The 16,910-nt window shown below is 46.2% G+C and carries 18 protein-coding genes; 13 read left to right on the forward strand and 5 right to left on the reverse strand.

Annotated elements, in window-relative coordinates:
• The first annotated feature begins 14 nt into the window (after positions 1–14).
• Both KD145_RS02165 and KD145_RS32415 read left to right on the forward strand, forming a co-directional pair.
• Entirely contained in the window at positions 15–404 is a 390-nt protein-coding gene (locus KD145_RS02165; RefSeq protein WP_212004280.1) for a hypothetical protein, read from the forward strand.
• Positions 405–415: 11 nt separating this feature from the next.
• Positions 416–550 carry a hypothetical protein gene (locus KD145_RS32415; protein WP_256441251.1) on the forward strand — a complete coding sequence of 45 codons (135 nt, stop codon included), beginning with the start codon at positions 416–418 and terminating at the stop codon, positions 548–550.
• Between the two features lie 6 nt (positions 551–556).
• On the opposite strand, the gene KD145_RS02170 is transcribed toward KD145_RS32415, so the two are convergent.
• Together KD145_RS02170 and KD145_RS02175 are read right to left on the reverse strand one after the other, a co-directional pair.
• The gene (locus KD145_RS02170) at positions 557–1,072 is read right to left on the reverse strand and encodes a peroxiredoxin (RefSeq protein ID WP_249219711.1); all 516 of its coding nucleotides are present in this window, start codon (positions 1,070–1,072) and stop codon (positions 557–559) included.
• 67 nt (positions 1,073–1,139) lie between these two features.
• Complete coding sequence (locus KD145_RS02175; protein WP_212004281.1) at positions 1,140–1,769, reverse strand: outer membrane beta-barrel protein; 630 nt, start codon at positions 1,767–1,769, stop codon at positions 1,140–1,142.
• Positions 1,770–1,923: 154 nt separating this feature from the next.
• Between KD145_RS02175 and pyrR the strand changes: the two genes are divergently transcribed.
• From pyrR to KD145_RS02185, 3 genes are read left to right on the forward strand one after another with little or no spacing between them, the layout of a single operon-like run.
• Positions 1,924–2,454: a bifunctional pyr operon transcriptional regulator/uracil phosphoribosyltransferase PyrR gene (gene pyrR, locus KD145_RS02180; RefSeq protein WP_113619533.1), complete on the forward strand. Its 531-nt coding sequence runs from the start codon at positions 1,924–1,926 to the stop codon at positions 2,452–2,454.
• A gap of 50 nt (positions 2,455–2,504) precedes the next feature.
• Positions 2,505–2,732, forward strand: coding sequence for a hypothetical protein (locus KD145_RS32420; RefSeq protein WP_256441252.1), 228 nt, complete (start codon positions 2,505–2,507; stop codon positions 2,730–2,732).
• Positions 2,662–3,438, forward strand: a complete 777-nt coding sequence (locus tag KD145_RS02185) for an aspartate carbamoyltransferase catalytic subunit (protein WP_256441253.1) — start codon at positions 2,662–2,664, stop codon at positions 3,436–3,438. Before KD145_RS32420 ends, KD145_RS02185 begins: the two co-directional genes overlap by 71 nt.
• A gap of 179 nt (positions 3,439–3,617) precedes the next feature.
• Here KD145_RS02185 and KD145_RS02190 read toward each other — a convergent pair whose 3' ends face one another.
• The 3 genes from KD145_RS02190 to KD145_RS02200 form a co-directional block, all read right to left on the reverse strand.
• Positions 3,618–6,923 (reverse strand): TonB-dependent receptor, encoded by a 3,306-nt coding sequence (locus KD145_RS02190; protein WP_212004282.1) that lies wholly within the window; start codon positions 6,921–6,923, stop codon positions 3,618–3,620.
• Between the two features lie 111 nt (positions 6,924–7,034).
• On the reverse strand, positions 7,035–8,027 hold the full coding sequence (locus KD145_RS02195; RefSeq protein ID WP_212004283.1) for a FecR family protein: 993 nt from the start codon (positions 8,025–8,027) through the stop codon (positions 7,035–7,037).
• Positions 8,028–8,096: 69 nt separating this feature from the next.
• A complete protein-coding gene (locus tag KD145_RS02200; protein ID WP_212004284.1) occupies positions 8,097–8,639 on the reverse strand; it encodes an RNA polymerase sigma-70 factor in 543 nt (180 codons plus the stop codon).
• Positions 8,640–8,871: 232 nt separating this feature from the next.
• On the opposite strand from KD145_RS02200, the gene KD145_RS32215 reads away from it, so the two are divergent.
• The 8 genes from KD145_RS32215 to KD145_RS02240 all read left to right on the forward strand — a co-directional run bounded on the left by KD145_RS32215 (position 8,872) and on the right by KD145_RS02240 (position 16,902).
• Entirely contained in the window at positions 8,872–9,393 is a 522-nt protein-coding gene (locus tag KD145_RS32215; RefSeq protein ID WP_249219712.1) for a carboxypeptidase-like regulatory domain-containing protein, read from the forward strand.
• Between the two features lie 495 nt (positions 9,394–9,888).
• Positions 9,889–10,398 (forward strand): hypothetical protein, encoded by a 510-nt coding sequence (locus KD145_RS02210; RefSeq protein ID WP_212004285.1) that lies wholly within the window; start codon positions 9,889–9,891, stop codon positions 10,396–10,398.
• Entirely contained in the window at positions 10,358–10,747 is a 390-nt protein-coding gene (locus tag KD145_RS02215) for a helix-turn-helix domain-containing protein (RefSeq protein ID WP_212004286.1), read from the forward strand. Before KD145_RS02210 ends, KD145_RS02215 begins: the two co-directional genes overlap by 41 nt.
• A 36-nt stretch (positions 10,748–10,783) precedes the next feature.
• Positions 10,784–11,230: a hypothetical protein gene (locus KD145_RS02220; RefSeq protein WP_212004287.1), complete on the forward strand. Its 447-nt coding sequence runs from the start codon at positions 10,784–10,786 to the stop codon at positions 11,228–11,230.
• A gap of 21 nt (positions 11,231–11,251) precedes the next feature.
• Positions 11,252–11,581, forward strand: coding sequence for a DMT family protein (locus tag KD145_RS02225; protein WP_212004288.1), 330 nt, complete (start codon positions 11,252–11,254; stop codon positions 11,579–11,581).
• 148 nt (positions 11,582–11,729) lie between these two features.
• Positions 11,730–12,296 (forward strand): RNA polymerase sigma-70 factor, encoded by a 567-nt coding sequence (locus tag KD145_RS02230; RefSeq protein ID WP_245957612.1) that lies wholly within the window; start codon positions 11,730–11,732, stop codon positions 12,294–12,296.
• 83 nt (positions 12,297–12,379) lie between these two features.
• The gene (locus KD145_RS02235) at positions 12,380–13,438 is read left to right on the forward strand and encodes a FecR family protein (RefSeq protein ID WP_212004289.1); all 1,059 of its coding nucleotides are present in this window, start codon (positions 12,380–12,382) and stop codon (positions 13,436–13,438) included.
• Between the two features lie 317 nt (positions 13,439–13,755).
• Positions 13,756–16,902: a SusC/RagA family TonB-linked outer membrane protein gene (locus tag KD145_RS02240; protein ID WP_212004290.1), complete on the forward strand. Its 3,147-nt coding sequence runs from the start codon at positions 13,756–13,758 to the stop codon at positions 16,900–16,902.
• Positions 16,903–16,910 lie beyond the last annotated feature (8 nt).

The raw sequence follows: 16,910 nt of genomic DNA on the forward strand, positions 1-16,910 counted from the left end.
AACAATATGACGATATGGAGGCTCCAAAGGAAGATATAATTACCATCGTGAAGGGATATTTTGAAGAACGCCACAAAATATGGCGGGTAGGGGATCTTGAGCAACGTCTGATTGCCAACGGTTACCAGCCACAGGTAGCCAGCCGTGAGGCTCTTATGGCTTTTGGAAATTTTTTCAAAGAGAAGAAAAGGAAAGATGGTGTCAGGGTATTGGTTTACCTGGGATTGGCCGCCGTATTTCTGATAAGAATATTACTGATGAGTAACAAGATTGGCAACGTACCGGAAGTGTCCGGATTTCTGGCCCTTACTGCGTTTGCACTGGTGATGGGGCTGATCGGATTGCTGAAATTGTTTCAGCTGAGAGAGGAAATTGTTTCTTTCAGAGACCTGCGTAAACTGTAGGCTACTACTGCATGTGCTATCGCTGGCAGAATGATACTACACTGAATACAACTATCCTGCACTATGGACATGGTAACGACGTCCCGCTGCTGGACAGTACTATGAAAGTTTACCACCTGCAACGGGACGGCTGGATTACCGAATAAAAAATATTACATTTTCTTTAATGCTTCCAGCGCTTCCGTGACATGTTTTTCTCCATCACGGAGACTGTTGAATTCATGCACTACGATACCATTTTTGTCTACCACATAAGTCACACGGCCCGGAATTACAAAGGTTTTGGGCACCCCAAATAATTTCCTGACTTCATTTTTCGGATCACTCAGCAACGTAAAAGGCAAATTGTGATGCGTTGCAAAACTCCGGTGGGAGGCCACGTTATCTGCACTGATACCGATTATCATCGCTCCGTATTTCTGAAAATCATGGTACGAATCACGGAAAGAACAAGCTTCTTTGGTGCATACACTGGTTTCGTCTTTTGGATAAAAATAAATTACCAGAGGCTGCTTGCCCAGTACTGTGCTGAGGTCGAAGGTTTTACCTTGCTGGTCCTGCAGGCTGAACACAGGCACTTTGTCTCCGGTTTTTATTTGTCCCTGGGAGGAGGTGCCCCAGAACTGTAAGAAAGCGGCCATAGTAATGATTAGCTTTAATGTTTTCATAGCTTCTATTTGCTATTACTAAAGTACGACAGATGAAGGTAAATCAGGACAACTAATTTCCCCGACATCAGAAGTGAAAGTTGACCCCAAACTGTATATTGTTAATACCAAAGTTTTTGAAGAGTCCTACCTGTGTGTAATTGTTTTTGGTGTCCCCTACATCGGTCGTAGTCCGATTGGCGCTAAACATAGATCCAAGATTCATGGTCACAGAAAAGGCCGGCGTTATATGAAAAAGCAGTCCGGGTGTGATGTTCAGACCATAATTTGTCTCTTTGGTTTTGGGATAGTAGACATTATTGGGCCAATCGGAATGCGCATCTATGGAACCAAAAGTAACGCCTAGTGAACCGTCTGCATATACTGATAATTTATTCCAGATGGATTGTTCGTACCGTACAAAAGGGCTGATAGTCCAGAAATTTGTTTTGTACTGCGATATTCCTTGTTTGCTGCTGGAATAAGAGAGCTGAATACCCAGTGCCCAATGCTCATTCAGATAATAACCATAGGCAGGAGCTATACTAAAACCGGATGAGCTTACTTTTTCGGGGTAGCGTCCCCCTTCCGTCGGTTTGGTATTGGAGTCGTAATAATTAAATCCAAGGCTGACGAAGTTCTTTTTTTGTTGGGCCCGCAGTGTATGCGAAGACAGGAAGGCGCTTACAGCCAGTACAGATAAAAAGATTTGTTTCATAAAATGGCGATATTTAATATAATTTGTTCGCTATTTATATCAATCCTCCTATAGTAAAAAATAAAAAGAGGGAATATTTATCCAGTAGTTTATGATATTCACCTTTTTATGTGTGGCATTAATCATTATTTTTGGCGTCTAAAAACGTTGTGTTTTGAAAACCATACTAAACGGTAAGCAGCTGGCTATTACGATAGACAGGCTTTGCCATCAGCTGATAGAGAATCATTTGCAGTTTGAAAACACGGTGCTGATAGGACTGCAGCCACGGGGCATCTACCTGAGCGACAGAATCTATGAAACATTAAAGAAATTGCTACCGGATGCTACTATCCATTACGGAAAGCTTGATATTACTTTTTACAGAGATGATTACAATAAGGGTAAAACCCTGCATGTGCCCAGTGAAACCAACATAAATTTTTCCATTGAAAACAAGAAGGTGGTGCTGATAGATGATGTATTGTATACAGGACGGACCATTCGTTCAGCGCTGGATGCCATGCTTGACTTCGGCCGGCCTGCGTCGGTGGAACTGCTGGCCTTGATAGACCGGCGTTTTAGCCGTCAGCTGCCCATTCAGCCCGATTATACCGGGCGCACCATTGATGCCTTTATTTCCCAGAAAGTAAGGGTATTGTGGGAGCAAAGAGACGGTAAAGATGAAGTAATTCTGGTTGATTAACATAAACCGGATTTCACAATTCAGATTTCACCCTTTATATTTGCACATTAATGTCACTTTCTGTAAAACACTTACTCGGAATTCGCGATCTGCAGCGCCAGGATATAGAACTTATTTTTCAAACAGCCGACCAGTTTAAGGAGGTTTTACAAAGGCCGATTAAAAAAGTTCCCACGCTGCGCGACACTACTATTGTAAATTTATTTTTTGAGAACTCAACACGTACCCGCATCTCTTTTGAGCTGGCGGAAAAAACGACTGGGCGCAGACACCATTAACTTTTCTGCTTCCGGCTCGTCCGTTTCCAAAGGAGAGACGCTGATCGATACGGTCAACAACATCCTGTCCATGAAAGTGGACGTGGTGGTGATGCGCCATTCGGCCAGCGGTGCGCCACACTTCCTGGCCAAACATATCAACGTGCCCATTCTCAATGCCGGCGATGGTATCAATGAACATCCCACTCAGGCCTTGCTGGACGCTTTCTCTATCCGGGAAAAACTGGGCAGCGTGGAAGGTAAAAAAGTGGCCATATGTGGTGATATCATGCATTCCCGTGTGGCTCTCTCCAACATCTATTGCCTGAAAAAGCTGGGTGCTGAAGTAACGGTTGTAGGTCCTCCCACACTGATTCCAAAATATATGGCGGCAGCCCTGGGCGTTAATGTTAGTTACAATATCCGCGAAGCCCTGCAATGGTGCGACGTGGCCAACATACTGCGTATACAGCTCGAAAGGCAGAACACTCCGCTGTTCTCTTCCCTGCGCGAATATTCCCTGGCCTACGGCGTTAACCGCCAGCTGCTCGATAGCCTGAACAAGGAAGTCGTGATCATGCACCCAGGTCCTATCAACCGTGGTGTGGAAGTAGACTCAGATGTGGCCGACTCCGGACAGTCCATCATTCTCGACCAGGTAGAAAACGGTGTAGCGGTAAGAATGGCTGCATTGTATCTGCTGGCAGGTAAGAAGGGGGAACTGTGATGTAGCTTGATACTACTGATGTTCCTGATGGGCGTTGATTAGTGCTGATTTTAGGTTAAAACATTTTTATAAAATAAAACAGGGCATATCATTGATATGCCCTGTTTTATTTTAAGCTATTATTCTTCCTTTATTATTCATATAAATCTCCGCTCATCAGGAACATCAGTAGTATCAAGCTACATCACAGTTATGTTGAGTCCAATCGTATACGATCTGAAAAACGGATAGGCGTTACCGATATATCCCCCTGCTTGTTCAGGATCGTAATATCTGATCTTCATTTTGGTAGTTTCCCAGAGGTCCTGACCAGAGAAATAGAGGCGCAGATTTCTGACGCTGATTCTTTTGAGCCACGCGGCGGGAAGGCTATAACCTATCTGTAGATTTTTAAGGCGGATGTAGGCTCCGTTCATGGCCCAATGGCTGGAGGGGACCGTGTTCTGTGCATCCCGCAGGTAAAGACGGGGAAATAATGCATCGGGATGATCCGGTGTCCAGTGGTCCAGGTTGATATCCCAGGGTTGCTGCCAGCCGCTGGTAAACGGAACATTATAACGGGGATCCGGCATTACTTTCCGGTTGCTGACACCCTGGAAGAAGACAGAGACTTCTATGCCTTTCCAGGAGAAACCTGCGTCTATGCCGTAGGCCAGCTGAGGGTCTGTACTGCCTAGGTAAACGAGATCTTTGTTGTCGATACGTTTATCACCGTTGATGTCGCGGTAGCGAAGGTCACCAGGACCTGTTTTGTCGCTTTGGAAGGCATGCTGCTGCACTTCGGCAGTTGTTTGGAAATAGCCGTCGGTCATGTATCCAAACAGAGAGGAATATGGGTAACCAGGTATGCCCAGGTTCCAGCCTGGTTGCGGGTTCACGCCATCGTTGCGCAATACTTTTGTCTGGTTGTTAAACAGATTGGCGTTGAGGTACCAGGTAAAAGGTCCATGACTGCTTCTCCAGCCGGCATTCAATTCCCAGCCCCATGATCTCATCTCACCGGTATTAAAGCGTAATGGCCATGCACCTGCTGTCGAAGGCAGTTGTACGGGTATCCGCATATCGCGGTTGTGTTTCACGAAGTAGTCTGCAGAAAGGGTCAGCCTGCCCCGGAAAAGAGTAGCATCCCAGCCATAGTTGTTGGTTGAAATGTTTTCCCAGCCGGAAGCCTGCGGGATGGGATTTTTATAAACAAAAGGAGAGAACGGATTATTGAAGCCGAAAGTAAAAGTACTGAGTCTTTCATCATTATCAATCATGTTCCAGCTATTGACATTGCCCAGTCGGCCCCAGGACCAGCGTAGTTTGAACTCATTGAAAAAATGCAGTGCATGGTTAAACCATTCCTCATTGTTGAGCCGCCACCCGGCGGAGAAGGAAGGAAATGCCTGCCATTGTTCTACCGGCGCAAATGCGCTGCTGTGTTGTGATAAACGGGCACCTATCAGGTTTGCTTCCAGCAGATAACGGTTGTCATAGTTGTAATTGAATTTTCCGAACAAAGACATCAGCGTACCGCTGGCCAGTTGTGTCATATTGTATTGTGGAGGGTTGCTGAATCGGTATGCATCCACTTCCGCTTTCGTGATATTGTAGGAGGCAGCAGTATGCTGGTCTGTATTATAGGTTTCCTGCGTATAGCCACCGAGGAGATGTATATTATGTTTATTGATTCTGGTATCGTAATCGGCCAGTAGCTGCAGGTTACCGCCTTTAGCCTGTAGTCTGCTTTGCTGCAGCAGATTGTTTTTTTGTACAGCGTCTACCGGTGCTATCTGGTTCCAGAGCTCAATCGTGTTGCGTCCGAGGTTATCGTGCAGCGTATGTTTCTGCGGGCTGTAGATCAGCCGTAGGGTAAGGCCTTTGGCAAGGCTGTCTGCCCGTAGGGTGAATACGGCATCTATGTAATTGTTTTTTTCTTCGCGGGCGCCGCCATCATGAAGGATAGCGTAGATGGGGGCACCACCGAAAGCATAATGTTCTGTGCCAGGTACAAAAATGGGTACATTGCCCGGACCGCGATAAAGCCCTGCCAACAACCCTTGCGGACCTTCCACCGGCTGTGAAGGAGACAGTGTATTGGTTTGAGCATAGGAGAGGCGGGTTTCGAGGCTGAAGTGTTTACTGAAACGGTTGTTTAGATTGACACGCGCATTAACGCGATGGGTCCGGTCCGGCCCTACTGCGAAGATGCCTTGCCGACCGAAGTATCCGAGAGAAGCGGAAAACTGGGTCAGGGAGTCACCACCTTTTACAGAGAGATTGTAGTTCTCTACGCCGGTTTTTGTTTTGGTGAGCAGTGGCAGCTGATTAAAATTATAATAGTATTTATAGTATCCGGGATGAGCATAGTCCAGTGCGTAGTGGTTGCCCGTTTTCATCAGCTCAATTTCATAGGGCTGCCAGGGAGCAAAGCCACCTGCATTTTCCGCCGCTTCATTTTCCATGGAGGCCTGCACATAAGAGGGGGGCCGTTTGGGCACGCGGATAGGTGTTTCAAAACCAGCGAGGGTATTGAAGTCGATGGACAACTGACCGGGTTTGCCACTGCGGGTGGTGACAAGCACTACACCGCCAGCTCCCCGGGCGCCATAAATGGAGGCTGCGGAAGCGTCTTTAAGGATAGATACTGATTCTATGTCATCGGGATTGAGTACAGCGAGAGAGCCGGGGACCCCGTCTACGATAACAGGTGTATTGTTGCTGCCGGAGTTTACTCCACGTACCTGTATATTAAAACCTTCTTTGCCTGGCTGTCCGTTGCTGCGGGTGACTACCAGTCCGGTGGCGGTTCCCTGCAGGGCAGCGATGACGTTGGGTACGGGCCTGCTTTTGAGTCTGGCACCGTCTATTTGTGCGATGGCGCCGGTGATGTTGGCGCGTTTCTGCAGGCCATAACCCAGCACTATCAGTTCATTGAGTTTTTTCAGATCGGGTTGCAGGGTGATGGTGATATTGTGTCGGTCTCTAACAGATATTTCCCTGGTTTCAAAGCCTATCAGGGATACGGTAAGGACAGCCTGTCCAGAAGCGAGTTCTAGTTTGAAGTTACCGTTTTCATTGGTAGCGGTGCCGTTGGAAGTCCCTTGTTCCCGGAGGGATACGCCGCTGAGTGGTACCAGCCCGTCGGTGATGGTGCCGGTAAGCAGCCAGCGGTTGGGGCTGACGACTCTGTCGGCCGGATTACCTGAGAGGTCAGTGGGAGCTGTGTTTTGCGGTATGACGATAATTTGGCCGTCTCTGATCTCTACGCGGTAGCGTGCGGGTGGAAACAGCTGTCGCAACACGTCGGTCAGGGAGGCATGATGTACATGGATACTAACGCCCCTGCGGGTCTCCAGTTCTTCGCTCGAAATAGCAAAAGTGTATTTGGTTTGTTTTTCGATGTCCCGGATCACGGTTTTGAGGCTGGCACTGACATATTGGAGGGACACCTTTTTGGAGAGGGCATCAGGCGTCTGGGCGGCTACTAATGTGCCGGCCAAAACCAGGATAACAATGAATAAAAAATATACAGGCACGCACCTGGACCTGGTGTGAGGATGCGGCGCCTGTTGCATCGTATGCTGCAGCATAAGCGAGAGGTCGGGCGCCGGTTAGTGGATTTCTACCAGGTTGTTTTTATAGGTGATGTTGATTTGAAGTGTTTTCCGCATGATGTCCAGCACTTCCTCCAGCGGCATATTGGGGAAGGTGGCCAGCAGTTTTTTATCAGCGAGTTGCTGGTTGCTGATGATAACCTGTACATTGTAGAAATCGGATAGTGCAGCAGCTACTTCGGTGAGCGGAGCATCATCGAAGGTGAGGCACCTTGTTTTCCAGGCCAGGATATTGTTCTTTTCTTTATGCAACCGGGTATCGATGCTGTTGCCATGGCGCAGGAGGGAAGCTTCCTGACCGGGTGTCAGGATCACTTTCTTCTCTGTTCCTTTATAGGCGGCGCTTACTTTTCCGGATTGTACAAATACTTTGACGCCGGTTTTGGCGGCTTTTACATTAAAGGCGGTACCCAGTACCTGTACTTCCACATCCGGTGCATCTACTTTAAAAGGAAGGGCATCATTTTGCACTACGTCAAAGAAAGCTTCTCCTTTATCAATTTTTATCTGCCGGTTATTCTTGCCAAAAGAGCGGGAATAGCGGATGGTACTGTGTGCATTTATATATACCATGGAGCCGTCCGGGAGGTGGAGGCTGTCAAGGTTTTGTGCGGTAGTGATGGTTTTATAGCTGCCGGGCCCGAACCATGTCCAGGTGAGGCCAGCAGCGAGTACTGCGGCGGCTGCCCACCAGTAGCGTGATTTCATTTGGATCACGCGGGATTTGCGGGAAGCGGTTCGTTTAGCCGTAGCCGTAGTTTCAGCTGGCAGGGTTTCAAGGGCGGTATTCAGTTGTAGCCACTGGCCCTGGGTATCAAAAGCAGATGCGGCTGGAAGGGGATCGCCCTGCCACATAGCCTTCATGTCCAGGAAGATATCCAGATTTGCGGTATCCTCTTGAATCCAGTCGTTGAGCTGCTTTTTGAGCTGCTCATTGTCCGGATCTTCCAGATAACGGATCACTATATCTATGTCTGTATTCTTATTCATGGCTACTTATTAACTATACAATCGGAAAAGGGTTTACCATTAAGCGGGCTCGAAAAAAAATCCGGCAACTTACTCCTTGTTGATTAAAACAACCCGCAGTTTTTTCAGTGCGGTGGTGAGATGAGCGTATACAGTATTAATAGAGATATTCAGTTGTTCTGCTATTTCAGCCGGGGACAGGCCTTTAAGACGGCTCATTTCAAACACACGGCGGCATTGTTCCGGTAATTTATCGAGGGCAGAGCGGTACTGTGCTTCCAGTTCCTTATGTTCCAGCAGGGAATGGGTGTTGTCAGCAGGAGAGGCTGTCAGCAATTGTTCTTTTGCATATACTTCTTTCCGTTGTTCTTTTTTAATACGGTTCAAACAGGTGTTCACAGTGGCGCGGGCCAGATAATGATTAATGGGAGCGCGCTCATCCAGGTTTTCCGCACCTTTCCACAAATTGAGGAATACGTCCTGCACCATATCGTTTGCATCATCTTCATCTTTTACATAACGATAGGCAATATTATACATAGAAGGGGCGAACTGTTTGAAAACAGCTTCAAAGACCTCCTTGTCCCTGCTTCTGATGCCTTTAACTATTTCGTCGTTACTTAGTTGCAACATGCTTTGATCTTTTGTTTCCGCCAGTGCGAAGATAGATTTTAATCCCCTTTGCGCTTAGTAATTCTTGAATTTTTTGTCTTTAACATTTCTTTCACTAATGGTAAGTGCATTGTCAGATGTATTGTTATTATACGGCGGTTGAATAATGCTTGCCTTATAACAAAAACCATGCACAATCAACTGGTTACAAGATAGTAATCATAAATTTTAACCATACAAAAAATTGAATGCCATGAAAAAAACAATCACAGGAATGTTCGCTTTAGCTGCAATGGTAGTAGGAATGTCTTCGTTCAGAAGCGCAGATGCAACGACTGTCAGGTCTTTGGAAAGTGCTTCAATCAAAATTGATTCTCTGTCTGCAGCAGACTCATTAGCCCGTTTTGATTCTCTTTCCCTGGTAGGACTGGATTCAGCGGCGCGTATTGATTCTTTCACCAGTGTAGATTCCATATCCCGCTTTGCAGGCCTGGATTCTGTTAAAGGTATGGATTCCCTCCGCGCAGTCGAAGGTGGTTCTATTACTGGTAAAGTTACACCTGCCGAAGGCGCTACAGCTGTAGAAGCCGATAACGGTAGTGAAAAACTGAAAGGTACTGTTTCCAGCGGTTCTTTCGCTATTCCGGCTGCCAAAGCTGGTACCTACACCATCACTATTCATGGTAAGGCGCCTTTTAAAAACGCCGTTATCAAAGATGTAAAAGTAGAAGATGGTAAGGCTACTGACCTCGGCGAAATCAAGCTGGAACAATAAAATTGTATAGCATCCAACAATTCAATAGCATCCTGAAATGGGGATCCCATTTTGGTTTGATCTCAGGGGAGCTTTCTCGGCCCCCCTTTTTTTATGCCTGTAACTCATCGTTACAGGCATAATTTTTTTACTTATATGCGCATAAATTGAATTTAATAGAAATTATTTTATTGAAAAATTGATTTATAATGCAATAAATATTTTTTCAGTTTGAAAAACTTTCTTACTTTAGTGCTCGTATTGATGTTTAAGTAAATTTTTATTTCATCCATGTCAGTTTGTAAAAACCCGAAAGAGCCGGAAACGGCTCTTTCTTTAATTGTTCTTCAATTTTTGGGATGTTTATAATTTACTTTTAAGCTATTTGTTGACATTTGTCATTTCAACCATCATCTCTGGTAAATTAAACCAGTATTCATTAGTGTCATTATTTGTATCCAGATACAGTTCTGTCATGAGTTTTATTTTCTGTACAGTTAAACCCAAGCAGTTCACGTGAATTACGAAATTATTGAGATGCAGCAGTTCTCAGGAAGGAAAGCTGGCATTTATTCTGTCATGATCGCTAACGACAATCTGAGCTTGTTTGAGCATTTTGTGAAGGACCATATCGGAGAGCACGCTATGGAAATAAGAAGCATTACCCAGTATCTTTCTTATATTGGCAACCGTTATGGAATGCAGAACAGATTTTTTAATGTGAAGCGGGGGAGAAGGGCCGACAGTGTTTGTGCCTTGTTCGACCATCCGGAGCAAAAGCTCCGGTTATATTGTTACCGGGTAGGGACGGTGGCACTGATCATCGGAGGAGGAGCCGCCAGGCCCGGGAAAAAAGGTGCGGCAGGGCTGCCTGAAAAGTTGCTGGCCAGTATCTCCCGGGATATCAGTAGTAAGATTCGGACAGGGGATATCTACTGGTCGGAAAAGGATGCCCGATTATCAGGAAACTTAATATTTACAGTAGATGGAAAACAATCATCAGGGGGCCCGGAAATACAGCAGTGAATTCATTGCTGATGTGATGGCCAGTATTACACCGCTGGAAAGCCTGCAGGTGGAAACAAGGTTTGTACTGGCAGGCCGCATCGCCGGTATTATGGACTCCCAAAGACTGAGCAATAAGGAACTGGCCGCCAGAATGGGTAAAAATCCATCGGAGATTTCCCGATGGCTGAGTGGTACCCACAACTTCACCATCGATACGCTATCGGAAATAGCTATCGCACTGGAAGTGCCTGTCATGGAGTTTTTTACACCTTCTCAACCTAAAGTGATCCAGGATGTGCAATTGACAGTCAGCTCCGAAAACATTCCTGCCAATAGTTCATCATTCTCTCCGGTCTATCATATATAGTGACCACTTAACTGAAATCATTGCTTATTCACGCTCATGACTAAACGATCACCACAGAACAAACCGACGCCACAGCAGCTTGCTCTCCAAAGCATAGACCTGCTTGAGAGTTCCCTCCATTATCCGGGGGAACATCCTCCTTTCAGCAGCTTTCATTATAATATACATATTACCAGCAAAGCTGATGATGAAAAGAACCTGGTGCTAGTTACCGTAAAAATTGCCGTGCATAATGAAAATATTCATCAGCAACTGGGAAGCCTTGCTGTCAACTGCGTTTTTACCATGAGTAACTTTGCAGAAGTGGTTAGACTTAACGCAGCCGGCCAGCCGGATATGCCAGAGGACCTGGTGGAGCATCTGCACAGCACAGCATTGTCCACTACCAGAGGGATCATGTTTGCCACTTTTAGGGGTACTTTCCTCCATCATGCTATACTGCCACTGATTGCACCCGGCGCTGTTACAGAAGACAAAAAATAGTTATCTCAATTATTCAATAGTATGCGTACAGTCATTTTCCTGACCATTTCCAATACCTTTATGACCTTTGCCTGGTACGGACACCTTAAACACCAGGATGTAGCCCTGTGGAAAGTAATCCTGATCAGCTGGGGAATCGCCTTTTTTGAATACTGCTTTATGGTACCGGCCAACCGTTTTGGAGCGATGGAAGGATTCAGCGGGTTTCAGCTCAAAACAATCCAGGAAGTGATTACCCTGGTCGTATTCAGTGTGTTTGCCGTATTTTTTCTGAAAGAGCCCTTGCGCTGGAATTATCTTATATCATTCGTGTTTCTGATCGGGGCCGTATACTTTATGTTTAAGAAATAAAAGCGTGGTTAGAAAATGCCCGCCTGTAAAATCCCGGAATTTTTTTTCTCTTTTTATGCAAATGTTTCTGACTGACATGTTAAAATACGGTTATTCCTGATTATCTTTAGCCACTTTATTTTAACCCAACCAAATAACCGGCTATTCATTGAGGGAGGACGTGAATATACAACTGCTGGCGGAACGCATTGCATCGCTAGGCGATGAACAGGCTTACAAAGCGCTGTTCCGGCTTTTCTACAAACCACTCAGCCAGTTTGCCTATTCTATCGTGAAATCCTGGGAATCAGCAGAAGAGGTGGCTTCCGATGTGTTTGTGAACATCTGGAAACATCGTGAAAGACTGCTCCAGGTACAGAATCTGAAGGTATACCTATATGTATCCACCAAAAATATCGCGCTCAACTATCTGACCCGTGCATCCAGAACGCAGCATTTTAGTCTGGATGAACTGGAAGTGGATTTCAGTACCGGTTATGCCACACCGGAACAGATCTTTATCTCGGGGGAAATGGTGAAACGCATTGAGGCCGCAGTCAACCAGCTTCCACCTAAAAGGAAAATGATCTTCAAACTTATCCGGGAAGACGGGTTGAAATACAAAGAAGTAGCGCAGATACTGGACATTTCTGTGAACACCATCGATGTGCACATGGCCCAGGCGCTAAAAAAAATCAGTGAGGTGATTAACCTCAATTTTACTCAATCAAAATAATTTTAAATTTTTTTTGTGATAGAGTAGTAGATTATTCCAATCTGCTTGTCCTACTATTACAATCATGCTTTTGCAATATTGACATGGAACAGGAAAGAATTTGGTTATTGCTTGGAAGAAAGGTATCGGGCGAAGCCACGATGGCTGAATTGCGCGAGCTGGAAGAGCTATTGGTGCAATATCCGGAGCTAAGGTATAAATTTTCAGTGCTGAGCAACTGGCCCGCGTCTCTGATGCAGGAAGCATGGGAATCAAAAACGGAAGGCGCCTGGCAAAGGCATATGGCCAGAATGGAGAGTGATTTTGCTACAGATGGCCAGGAGCAGGGACAACCTGTTACCATCAGAAGAGGAAACAGGGCTGGACTGCTGGCCGCCTTGTCTGTGCTGGTAGTATTGCTGGCGGGTTTTTGTGTCTTTCTGATCAATAGTAAAACTAAAAGAGAGGCTGCAGCTGAAATGGCTGAAATCCAGACCCGCAACGGCTCCCGGTCCCGTGCCACACTGCCGGACGGAACAGAAGTCTGGCTGAACGGCGGAAGCCGTATCACCTACCAGCGGGATATGAATAACCAGCTGAAAAGAGAAGTAATGCTTTCCGGTGAGGCATTCTTTAAAGTAGCAAAGGACGCAGACAATCCTTTTATTGTCCGCACCAATCATATGGTGGTCAACGTACTGGGTACTTCTTTTAACGTCAAAGCATATCCCAACGAAGACCAGTCAGAGACATCCCTGATCACCGGGGCCGTGGAAGTGATGCTGGCAGATGATCCGGCCCGCAAAGTGAAGCTGATGCCTCACCAGAAGATGATCATCACCCATACACAGGATGGCAATCCCAAACCTGGACTGGGTTACAGCATGGAACAAGTGAAAATAGACGATCAGGATGATATGATCCATGAAACAGCCTGGTGTGACAACTTCCTGGTGTTTGACAATGAAAGTTTCGCTGCCGTGGCGTTGAAAATGGAACGCTGGTTTGGCGTAAAAATACATCTTACGGATAAAAAGCTGAAGGCATACCGGTTTACGGGCACCTTTAAAAATGAATCACTTCCACAGATATTGGAAGCGCTGAAGGTTACATCATCATTCCGTTGCCAGATAAAAGGCAACGAGGTATTTATCAACCAGTAGAAGTTTATATGTCTGATAAAAAAGAAAAGATACCATTGGCATAAAAAAAGGGCAAATGCTGGAAACATTTACCCTTTTGTTCAGATCCAACGGCAGAATGCTTCACTTGGCAATGTAGTACTGTCGTCGTTTTATTGACCTTTAACAACCTAAATGTATGTAAAAAAACCATACATTTTGTCATCCTTTTGCACAAAACTTAAGGGAAAGTTGTACAGCTAATGAAACTGGTGTCCTTTATAATTCTGATTACCTCTTTACATATAACGGGTCATGTGTTCGGACAAAGTGAACAGATATCGGTGAAAGCGGATCAAATGCCTCTTATACGCCTGTTAAAATTGATTGAGAAAAAAAGCAATAATCGTTTCGTATATCGGAGCGACCTGATACCTGCGTATACACGGGTAACGGTAGACCTGCATCAGGAGCCGATGGAAGAAGTGATGAAACGGGTTTTACATAATACCGGTCTCACCTTCAAAACATTGTCTGATGGCCTGATCGCCATTATTCCTGATACAACGGTTGTAAATACCGATATCCTGGTCAATGGCCGTATAACCGATATCACAGGTCATCCGCTGCCAGGGGTAAGCATCCGTATTGCCGGCATCAATAAAGGCGCCACCACCAACATGGAAGGAGTTTTCCGGGTAAAGGCCCCTTCAACGGCAACACTGATATGCTCTTTCATCGGGTACGAGGAACAGAAAATCGGGATCAACAACAGATCCGCATTGGATATTGTGCTGAAAGACGACGCTAGGGGATTGAATGAAATAGTAGTGGTAGCTTATAGCGTTCAGACAAAAGGTTCTTTGACAGGTTCAGCTGTTATGGTTAACACGGCTTTATTTGATAAAGCTCCCCGTAGCAGCTTCCAGGAAAGCTTACAAGGAAATGTCCCGGGACTTCAATCTATGAATGGTTCCGGTCAACCCGGATCGGTACCCAGTATCCGTATCCGTGGCATAGGCTCTATTACTGCCGGCAGCGCCCCGCTCTATGTAGTGGATGGTGTGCCGGTAGTGACAGATGACCTGACAGATTTTAATGTGAATTCATTGGCTGGTATCAACAGTGCCGACATTGCTTCCATCTCTGTTTTAAAAGATGCCGCTTCCGCTTCCATCTACGGTTCCCGCGCCGCCAATGGCGTGATCCTGATCACGACCAAAACCGGCAGACCAGGTAACACCCGTATCAGGGCGAGCGTACAAAGGGGCGTCAACAAACTCACCATCCCCAAAAGCAACTATCCGCTCAATACCAGCGAAATGATAGAACTGCTCAGGGAAGGATGGTACAATAAAGGAGATAGCAGTGGAGAAGCCGGATTCCAGAAAGAATTACAGGCCCGTGGCATCGATACCACCATTAACACCAACTGGATGGATTTGCTCACCCGCTCTGGCCCCTATACACAGGCTAATCTTTCTGCTGCCGGCGGTAATGAGAAAACAAAATTCTATGTGTCTGGCGGGTATTATGATTCCAAATCTGCTCTGAGAGGAGTAGACTACCAGCGAATGACAGGAAAGCTGAATCTAAGCAACAATGCTACAGATAAACTTTCTTTTAACGTCAATCTTTCTCTGGTCTATCAGAAAGCCAACGCTGTAGGAGATGTAGGACTGCTGGCCAATCCGGTACGATCGCTGGCCCGTATGCAACCATGGCTGAAAGTCTATAATGCAGATGGTTCCTACGACTTCAGTTACAACAACACATTTAATCCGGTAGCCGTGCTCGACGAGGCAACCCGCACTGGTTCTATTTATGGCCTGCTGGGTGGGGTCGGCGCCAAATACAAATTGAAAGAGGACTTATCGCTGGAAACCAGGATCAGTCTCGACCTGAACTATGCCCGTAGCAATTCTTTCTACCCTCCGGGATTCGGAGACGGCAGAAATACCAACGGACGGGCTTATGTCAATAATAACCTGTGGAACAACTGGGTATCCACCAGTATTCTGCGATACAACCACCGCTGGGGTTATCACGGACTGAGCACTTTCGCAGGATTTGAGGCGCAGCGTACCGGTAATACCGGCAACTCTGCTTCTGCCACCAACTTCCTGCCCGGCAAAAACGAACTTGCCGATGCATCCAAACCAGAAGCCATTAATTCTGTTAATGTTGCCAACTCCCTGACAGGTGTATTCCTCAATGCAGGATACGACTATCAGCAAAAATATTATGTCTCCGGCTCCATCAGAAGGGACGCCTCTTCCAGATTCGGCAAGGAAAAAAGAGGTGCCAACTTCTGGTCACTCGGAGTAGCCTGGAATATCTATAAGGAGACCTTTATGCAGGATATTCCCGGTATTAACGAATTAAAATTACGTGCTAGCTACGGCAGCAACGGAAACCAGGCTATTGACAATTACGCCTCGTTGTCATTGTACAATCCGGCAAATGATTATGATGGGAAACCGGGGTATGTTCTGAGTCAATACCCCAATCCCTACCTTACCTGGGAACAAAATAAACCCTTCAATGCCGGTATCGATTTTGCCATACTTAAAAATCGTATATCCGGTACCGTAGAATATTATAACAGGGTCACCTCCCGGCTGTTACTGAATGTGCCGGTATCATCCGCTAACGGAATTACCGCTGTATTCCGCAACAATGGCGAGATGCGCAATACCGGCTGGGAATTATCACTCAGCACACGTAACATCGTGGCGCATGATCCGCAGGCATTGTCATGGCGATCGGACTTTAATATATCTACCTTAAAGAATACCATTACCAGGCTGGACAATCCAATGACCAGCACTATTTATAAGCGGGAAGTAGGTGGTGATTTCTATCAGTTTTACCTCGTGGGGTATGCTGGCGCTGATCCGCAAACAGGAGAAGCCCGCTGGTATGCCAATGCTGACAAGACCACTACCACTCGTGTCTTCGGGGAAGCGCAGCGCTTTAATCAGGGCAGCGCTCTCCCGAAGTTTTATGGAAGTCTGACGAATTATTTTAGCTATAGGGGCTTTGAGCTCAGCTTTCAGTTTTACTACAACTGGGGCAGCAAAGTGTATGACAACTGGGGCTCTTTCACGGAATCCGACGGCAGCGGCGGATTTGGTGCTACCTCCAAACTGTCCAGGCGTATCTACGAAAACCGCTGGCGGAAACCCGGTGATATCACCAATATCCCGAAAGTGGTGTTTGGCGGCACACAGACCGGACTTAGCAACCAGGCTTCTTCCAGATTCCTCTATGATGGTAGCTTTATCCGGCTCAGAGATCTGATGCTGGCCTATAACATGCCTAAATCATGGCTGACCCGAACAGGATTGAGTGAAGCCCGGATCTACATGAGAGGCAATAACCTCTGGACATTTGTAAAAGATGCTCAACTAACCATGGACCCGGAAGTGCCGGTGACTGGTGATTATGATCAGCGACCACCTATATTCAAAACATTCCTCGTCGGGGTAGACATCAATTTTTAATACAGTTC

It is taken from the genome of Chitinophaga sp. HK235, assembly GCF_018255755.1.
In the GTDB taxonomy this organism is placed as follows: Bacteria; Bacteroidota; Bacteroidia; order Chitinophagales; family Chitinophagaceae; genus Chitinophaga.